General features: G+C 41.7%; 8 protein-coding genes. 1 reads left to right on the top strand and 7 read right to left on the bottom strand.

The window, feature by feature from the left end; all coding sequences use genetic code 11:
* The coding region (locus N482_RS25655; RefSeq protein WP_231100860.1) for a hypothetical protein at positions 1 to 291 on the top strand (291 nt) is incomplete at its 5' end.
* A 462-nt stretch (positions 292 to 753) separates the two neighbouring features.
* Here the strand turns inward: N482_RS25655 and N482_RS12705 are convergent.
* The 7 genes from N482_RS12705 to N482_RS12680 form a co-directional block, all read right to left on the bottom strand.
* Positions 754 to 954: a hypothetical protein gene (locus tag N482_RS12705; RefSeq protein WP_063377387.1), complete on the bottom strand. Its 201-nt coding sequence runs from the start codon at positions 952 to 954 to the stop codon at positions 754 to 756.
* Positions 955 to 1121: 167 nt separating this feature from the next.
* Positions 1122 to 2306 (bottom strand): prohibitin family protein, encoded by a 1185-nt coding sequence (locus tag N482_RS12700; RefSeq protein ID WP_063377386.1) that lies wholly within the window; start codon positions 2304 to 2306, stop codon positions 1122 to 1124.
* Positions 2303 to 3907, bottom strand: coding sequence for a cyclic peptide export ABC transporter (locus tag N482_RS12695; protein ID WP_231100859.1), 1605 nt, complete (start codon positions 3905 to 3907; stop codon positions 2303 to 2305). The genes N482_RS12700 and N482_RS12695 overlap by 4 nt, the downstream gene beginning before the upstream one ends.
* A 139-nt stretch (positions 3908 to 4046) precedes the next feature.
* Complete coding sequence (locus N482_RS25250) at positions 4047 to 4223, bottom strand: hypothetical protein (protein ID WP_196763594.1); 177 nt, start codon at positions 4221 to 4223, stop codon at positions 4047 to 4049.
* A gap of 78 nt (positions 4224 to 4301) precedes the next feature.
* Entirely contained in the window at positions 4302 to 4886 is a 585-nt protein-coding gene (locus N482_RS12690; protein ID WP_063377384.1) for a YcjF family protein, read from the bottom strand.
* A gap of 207 nt (positions 4887 to 5093) precedes the next feature.
* Positions 5094 to 6464, bottom strand: a complete 1371-nt coding sequence (locus N482_RS12685; RefSeq protein ID WP_063377383.1) for a serine hydrolase domain-containing protein — start codon at positions 6462 to 6464, stop codon at positions 5094 to 5096.
* Between the two features lie 80 nt (positions 6465 to 6544).
* A complete protein-coding gene (locus N482_RS12680) occupies positions 6545 to 7510 on the bottom strand; it encodes a TauD/TfdA family dioxygenase (RefSeq protein ID WP_063377382.1) in 966 nt (321 codons plus the stop codon).
* Positions 7511 to 7542 lie beyond the last annotated feature (32 nt).

The following is a 7542-nucleotide window of genomic DNA, read 5'->3' as shown; positions in this document are numbered from 1 at the left end:
ACTCAATTCAACTTTGATGATGCTGTTAAAGCTCTTCAATCAGGCAAAAAACTTAATGGTAAAGATGGCGTACTTACCGATCTTATCAAAATCACTAAACTTCAATCTCATTACTTGACCACGCATAAAATGCCCCGTCGATTGAAGTTTCATGAAAAATACAAAATCGGGGTTTACATGTTCATCAAGGTATTCAAACATTTTGAGCATATGCTCGCCTGGTATTTCAACGTGTCGCTCGCGATCTATTTGCGTTTAATGTCTTTGCCATTACACTTGGCTCTGAAATAATAGCTCTTTCTACCCGATGGTCGCATTTGAAAGTTTAAGTGTGTGATGACTATCCGTGTAGATCTGAATGTTCTTTTTAACTGGTAAGTTACTCACTAATTGGTCTGTGAATGATCTAGTTAATTCAGGCATGTTTCACCTTTGATCCACTGTTTTAAAGTTAAATAAGGTGGAACAGCGCGGCTCAAAGCCGCTAAAACACTGGTTATGAAAAGCCCTAATAAACTTAAAATATTGATTTATATACTTTTCAAATCAGGTGGGTCACCATTTTTCCCCAATGATTCTCATACTTTAAAATCCTTTTTATCTAAGTCTCTCAGCAGCAAATAGCTAAATTTTCAGTATCTAAGAGCTTTAAATTTTTATCGCCTGTTAAGGCAAGCAGGGCCAAAGCAATCGAAATGATGTCGATTTGACCCCTATAATTCTCTATTTTACTCTCTCATTTAAACAATTTACTTACGGCTCGATGCACCCGTTATGGTTCGGAAGTCCGTCAGCAGGTTTTTTCCCTTTGTGCGTTCCAGAACCGCCCTGAACTTTACACAAAGTTGTATAACTCAGCGTTTTCGCTTTAGCTAAGGTACTTGCTTTTACCTCTTTTGAATCTACATATAGTTTTTGAAATAGCGATGTGGATAGCGTAAATAGAACTTTCATAGAACCCCCTTTGCGATGCCTTTTTAGTCTCTATTGTATTAATTCTACATCTTTCATATTACGCAAAAGATTGGATAAAGTCATACAAGGATACTGACCAATCGACACTCATGCCTACCGCCTTGTATGACTTTATTTGTGGGCACTTAAATCACGAAGTGTACTGCTTACTTTAAATACTCCATGGGCTCACCTGTTTGCTCAGACCTGTTTGAGAGTGTTTTATCTGGCTGGCGTAGATCTGGTTTTATCTTGTGGCCAAACTTGTCCACGCTGTTCAGGTACTTGTCTTTTTCATCCGGTTCAGACTTAAGCTCTCCAGGTTTGTGAGTCTCTTCAAAGCGAGAATTTTCATGCGTGAGGCTACTTTCAGTATTTAGTATGAGCGGCAGACCATCTTTACCGCTACCAATTACCACAACCTTGGCATTATTGGACTTGGCAAGCTCTATGGTTGCTTCAATACCTCGCCACTTTAGGTAAGCTTCAGAAATACCGTCACTGACCATTTCTTGAAATAATGCGATCCCTTTGGCCTCTTCTTCTTTGCGCATGGCTTCTTTTTTCGCAACTTCAACACGCATTTTGTACTCTTCCAATATGTAGTTTTGGTTCACTTTGGAAATGATCGCGCTGTGAACTTTATCTGGTAAGTCAACACGCTTTATCAGTACATCATCTAGGTTTACCAAATGATGGCCCGACATGGTTTTGGCTTCTTGGCGCAACATGGACTTTTCTTTGAGTTCTAACTCATTGAGCACCTGCCCCAGCAGTTCTTCTTGCACCTCTTTACGCTGATTGCCATAAACCTGCTCGGCATCATATTGAGACACTATCATACGCACTCCTGAACTCACTTCTGGCAGAATTATTTCATCCACATAATTGGGTCCAACCAATTTATGGAGGTATGGAATAAATTCCACTTCTGGGCGGTAACGCACTGTAATATCAAGCGTTATTCTCAGTCCTTCTTTGGTAATGGCATACACATTAGTATGTGCCGTTTGATAGCGACTTGAGTAAATCGTTAACGTATCCCAAGGGAAAACGAGCACCGTCCCCTCGTGCAGTGGCTCTTTTAAATAGGTACCACCTGCAAAACGCTTCCACAATACTCCTACTTCACCCGAGTCCACCTTAATGAATATAATGGGGATGAGCGCGATTACGATAAAAATACTAATCAATAATGTAAGACCCGCACGAAAACGCCAAGATAGTATCCGCCGCCTCAACTTCGGTTGATAGCGCTTAAGTAAGCGCATCAATAAATTAGATAGAATAATCGCCAATATAGCGCTAATAATTATCGTCAGTGTAATATCTGAAGGGAGTATGACGTTCATGATGTTACTCCTTTACCCTCAACTTCATGGTGTTCCATTAACTGTCCTTCGACCATTTTTAAGTGCACATCTGCGAGGTGGAAGTAGGCGTCATCGTGGGTGATGGCAATTACGGTATTACCACGCTCTTTCAACTTAGGTAGTACTTTTTCATAGAATTTACGTCTAAAAATTGGGTCTTGGTCCGCCGCCCATTCATCGAAAATGTATATTGGTCGATTTTCTAATATGGTGCTCAATAGCGCCAAGCGTTTGCGTTGCCCAGTAGATAGGTCTATGCTGCTAAACTCACCATCCTTAACGCTCACTTTGGTGTTCATTTCTAAAAACACAAGCCAATCATCAATCTCTTCTTGACTGTTGTGATGGATCCCGTAAAGCTGTTTAAATAAATGGAAGTCAGAGAAAACAGCGGTGAATAAACTGCGGTAGCCATCTCTTAAGCTCTCGGTAACAGGCTGCCCATCAAGCACAATTTGCCCCGCTTGCAGTTCATAAAGGCCTGTTAGCATGCGAATAAACGTCGTTTTCCCACTGCCATTGCCACCCGTGATAAAGGTCACCTGTCCACGTTTAATACTGAGATCCACAGGACCAACAAAGAAAGGTCGATCGCCCCCTTTGTGTGCATGTTGATAATACGCGCCTTCGAATCGCAATTCGTCAAAGCTATGTACATGTGAAACATGATCATGCTCGAGGTTATGTTGCGACGTTGACTCTCGGCGTAAATCGTCTTCCAATGTCAAAACATTTTGCGCTGCTTCAGTAGCAGTAGTGTAAATAGGGATCCCGCCAACAATACTGGTAATTGGACCAATCAAGAAAAGCGAAGCTGTGGTGACCTTTATTACCACGTCGGTATAAACATGAGAGAGGCTTGGCACAATAAACACCATCGCACCTGTTGCTGCAAAAAAAGTGATTTGCGACAGTACAAAGTCGGTTGCAAACAAAGTCTGAGTTGTGGTTTTAGCGCGCTTTGCGCGGGTTGAGTCCATCACAAACTCATACTCTAAATCATCCGCTCTTGGTACGCTCAGTTTGACCTCTTTGAAGCCATCAAGTAAGTCAGATAGGCGCTGAATAAGCTTATTTTCGCTCTCAAAGGACAATTGCATATTGCGCTGAATTTCATTCGCTCTTAAGCGGTGAATACTCGCCCCCATTAAAATTAAAATGGAGATCACCAAAAATGCCACAAACGAGTGCCAAGCAATGTACAAAGAGGTAAAAAACACCAAGCTAATAGATTGACCGATAATGACAAATAACTGTGCAGATTGCGAAATGGTTTGCAGCTCTTTACTGAGTGTATTGAAAATACGCTCTTTGCCTATTTTCTCTAAGGTTGATAGCTCGGTATGACGTACACACTCGAATATTTGTACACGTAACCTATCAATGGCTTTTTCAACCATTTTGGCCGCTTTTGTCATTAAGCGCTGTTGTGTTAAACCATAAATAGAGATGGTCAAAATAAACAACACCAAATAATAAAGAATGTGGTTTTCTTTATGAATGTCCGAAATATTTTCAGAGACATTATTAATCAAAGCAAGTACCAACGCGTTCGCAAGGCCCGAAATACAGCCCAGCATTACGAAAGTCCTTTTTTTAATTTTTATATTCCGACTGATCAGATCGTATAATACCATTGTCGTTTTCTTATCATTGTTGTTATGAGCAACGTCGCATCTGGCAACCTTGCACGTTTAGCGCATCCAGTTTTTAGCGTGTTTAATCGTCCTCACTTTCCTGTTGAGGCTGGCGCATTTGAGCAAGTAATAAAATCAATAAACTCACAATCGGAGTGCAAAACAATCCAATAAGAAAAAAACCAACAGGGCCAGCAAACGTGTTTCGCCCCCAATACCCCGACAAGATACATAGCACCAAATACAAAGCGATAATCATAATATGCTCCTCAAAAGTCCTTATTTTGCATAGATAAACCAACAGGTAATCCGTTGGTTTATCTAAGATTAGCCACTACTATGGTGCAGTGGCTCCACTCGGCTGTGCGCTGGTATCACCTTTATCTTTACGATACTTAGCAGCAATGTCCGCAATATCTCCCTTAATACTCGCAAGATTAAGATCGATTAGCGTGCCACCATTTTCGAAATGACGTATAAAGGTGCTGCCCACCGCATGAGTAGACGCAGCAGAAACCACTGGCATAAATGCGATCGCACTCAAAGTTCCAATCACCGGTACCGCTTTTAAGAAGCTGCTTAAGCCAGCTCCACCAAGCGTTTGCGGGAATGATCCCCCGATCACAGCACTGACCGTACCACGCAGTTTATTGTCACTATATGATTGGCCATATACCTTGGAAATTTCACCAATCATCTTCATTTGAATACCCGTTAAAGCCACTAAATCGACTGCTGGAATAGGTATTAATCCAGAGCCAAATGACCACTTAGAGTACTTATCAACAATGATTTGCGCCACGGCAGCTCGGTCTTCTGCCTGCACTGCAGTGCTAGACTGTTCTGTTGCAGATGCGTTTGCAGATGCTGACGCAGTTGCTTCAGTTGCCTTGTCGTCCTTTGCTGTTTTTGTCGCTGTCATAATTCATCCTCTATGATGTAGATTTAAACAGTTGTTGAACCCACCAAATCAGTGCAATTTTAAGTACAACTTTAATTGCCACTAACTTGCCATTATCGCTGCAATTTCAAAAGAAAAAGCAGGAATTCGTGTTAAACATAGGCCGACAAAAGCACTCAACATCAGTTATGCCCTACCACAGGCAGCCCGCTTAAAATTGCTATTTAATTAGTTGATTGCACCATCCAAAACTTCTTGGCATTGCTCAGTACGGTGGCGATCGTTATAGAAAATAATGTTACGGATCTCTTCTGCAATACAGTCAGACTCATAACCTGTTTTGTGATAATTACTAAACGCCATCACTGTTTGATCTCGCTCTAACAAACGAGAAAAGCTCGTTACCCATGAATAAGGGTAGCTACCTGAATACTGTAGAAATTTCTCATATTTGTTTAGATTAGTGCTCGTCGGGTCCTCAGGACAATCTGCCACCTTGCCGTATTGATTAGGGTCGATAAAGGTAACGAACCAGCCATAACCGAAGTACTCACATTCATCACTACTTTGCGTATTTTGATAGGGTGCAAACGCCATTTCTTTTTGCTCCGCATTTAAAATGGTGTCGCCATACAATCCTTGATCCCACTTGTGCATGTCTTTGACCGTGGAATACATATCACCCGCTGAGTAGAGTACTAGCGGATTGCTATATGGGTTTTTGAAGATATGCTCATAAGGCGCAGGACCGCCGGTTTCCGGCGGTCGGCCCGTTGTCAGTGGTAGATATTGGTTTTCATCAAATACATACCCAGTGGTCATGTTTTCATAAATACCAATGGCATTATATGCACCACTGTCTGTCATACTAAGCGGATCAATAATTTGCTCTTTGACGATATTTCTAAAGTAAAAACTGGGATCTATCTGGCCTTGCTTGCCGGCCGCGATTTGCTCGATGATATTACCAATAAGATAGTAGTTACAGTTGCTATAAGTGAACTTAGAACCAGGCGTAAAGCTTGGTTTATTGTCTTGTTCGGTACATGTACAGAAACGGTTGCCAAACCCTTCTGGGCCATTTAAATCCAACGTATCATCGTATAAATAAGGCCGCCACCCCCAGTCCAAATAAACATCTGGGTTATCACTGTAGTTATCAATACCAGAAGACATGCTCAACAAATTATGTAGCGAGACATCAGCACACTGATTTTTGGGGTACCAAGGTAAATAGTCTCCAATAGTCTCTGTTTTCAGATCCTTACCAACGAGCAAACGCAGTAAAATTGCAGCAGCAAACTCCTTGGTATTGGAACCAATTCGATATTTAGAGTCAGTAGTATTAGGAACATTGTATTGAATGTTTTGTGGTCCACAGTTGGCCTCATACACCACGCTTTCACCCGAGGTCACATATACACTGCCAAAAAACACCATCTTGTCGCAGTAATCAGCCACTGTGACCTTAAACTTCTCAACCTGCTCTGCTGTGATGGTATTATCTTTTGCCACGCTATTTTTAAAACACGAAGTTAAAAGCAAACTCATACAACACAGGCATACGACCCTAAGTTGCTGTTGATAAAGCCCGTTCATTTTTTTTCCTTAGAGTTGTTAAGTTAATTTGCCAACTTCTCTACTACTAACAAAACTCATCTAGCTTCTATACCAAAGCATTAATATGCCGCTTTGGCCATACCAACCAAGACCTTACGAGTCCCGGTATATGCCTCTCTGCCATGGGTATACAACATGTTGTCGAGCAGCATAATGTCATTGCGCTGCCATTGATAGGCAAAGGTCAGTGACTTATAGACCTCATTGATCGTTGCAATATCTTCTGCACTTATCTCACTACCATCACCGAAATATGCATTGCGAGGTAACCTGTCTAGCCCAATGCTCTCACGCATCGACTCCGGCATCTGATTATCGATACTGGAACAATGAAATAAATGCGCTTGATTAAACCAAACCTTTTCTTTTGTTTGTGGATGAATTGCCACCGCAGGTCGAATTTGCTTGGTTTGTAAGTGATTGTCAGACTTCCACTCAAAAATAATGTCGTTCTTCCAGCAGTAAGCTTCCACTTCTTCCTGACTTTGGGTCTGAAACACTTCTTGCCAAGGTAAGTCTATGTCTCCGTAATTTCTGACATACATCACACCGAGCTTTTCGAACTTGTCACACAGAGCAATCGGTAATTGCTTATAAACTTCTCGGCTGTCAGCAAGTGGGGTGTTGCCACCAGTTTTTGCTGGAACGACACAGAAAAACCCCATTCTCATCGGCCAGCAATTCGAATACGCATTTTCATTGTGCTGCAAGATCACCTGAGCGGCGTGGTACTCCGTTGTGGTATAAACATTATTTCTCAGTGCAGTGCGTGGTGAAGAGCGGTATACATACTGGCTTAACTGCTCACCAAAAATAGCTTCTAAAATGCTGCTAAACTGGTTTGTGCTGACTATATTCAAACCACGAAGTAATGCCACGCCATCCTTGTCTACCCATGCATTGATCTCTTGTATATGGCTCTTTACCCAAGCTAATCCACTTTGCTTGTGAGCCGATAGGTCATGAATAAACCTATCTCTTGTGGCCACGCTGGCCTCACTATCGAGCGCTAGTAACTGATCCATTCTATTCCCATCCTTAACTAGGTAAGATAAAA

Source organism: Pseudoalteromonas luteoviolacea NCIMB 1942 (assembly GCF_001625595.1).
Classification (GTDB): domain Bacteria; phylum Pseudomonadota; class Gammaproteobacteria; order Enterobacterales; family Alteromonadaceae; genus Pseudoalteromonas; species Pseudoalteromonas luteoviolacea_A.
This window is presented reverse-complemented; position numbering and strand designations above follow the sequence as displayed.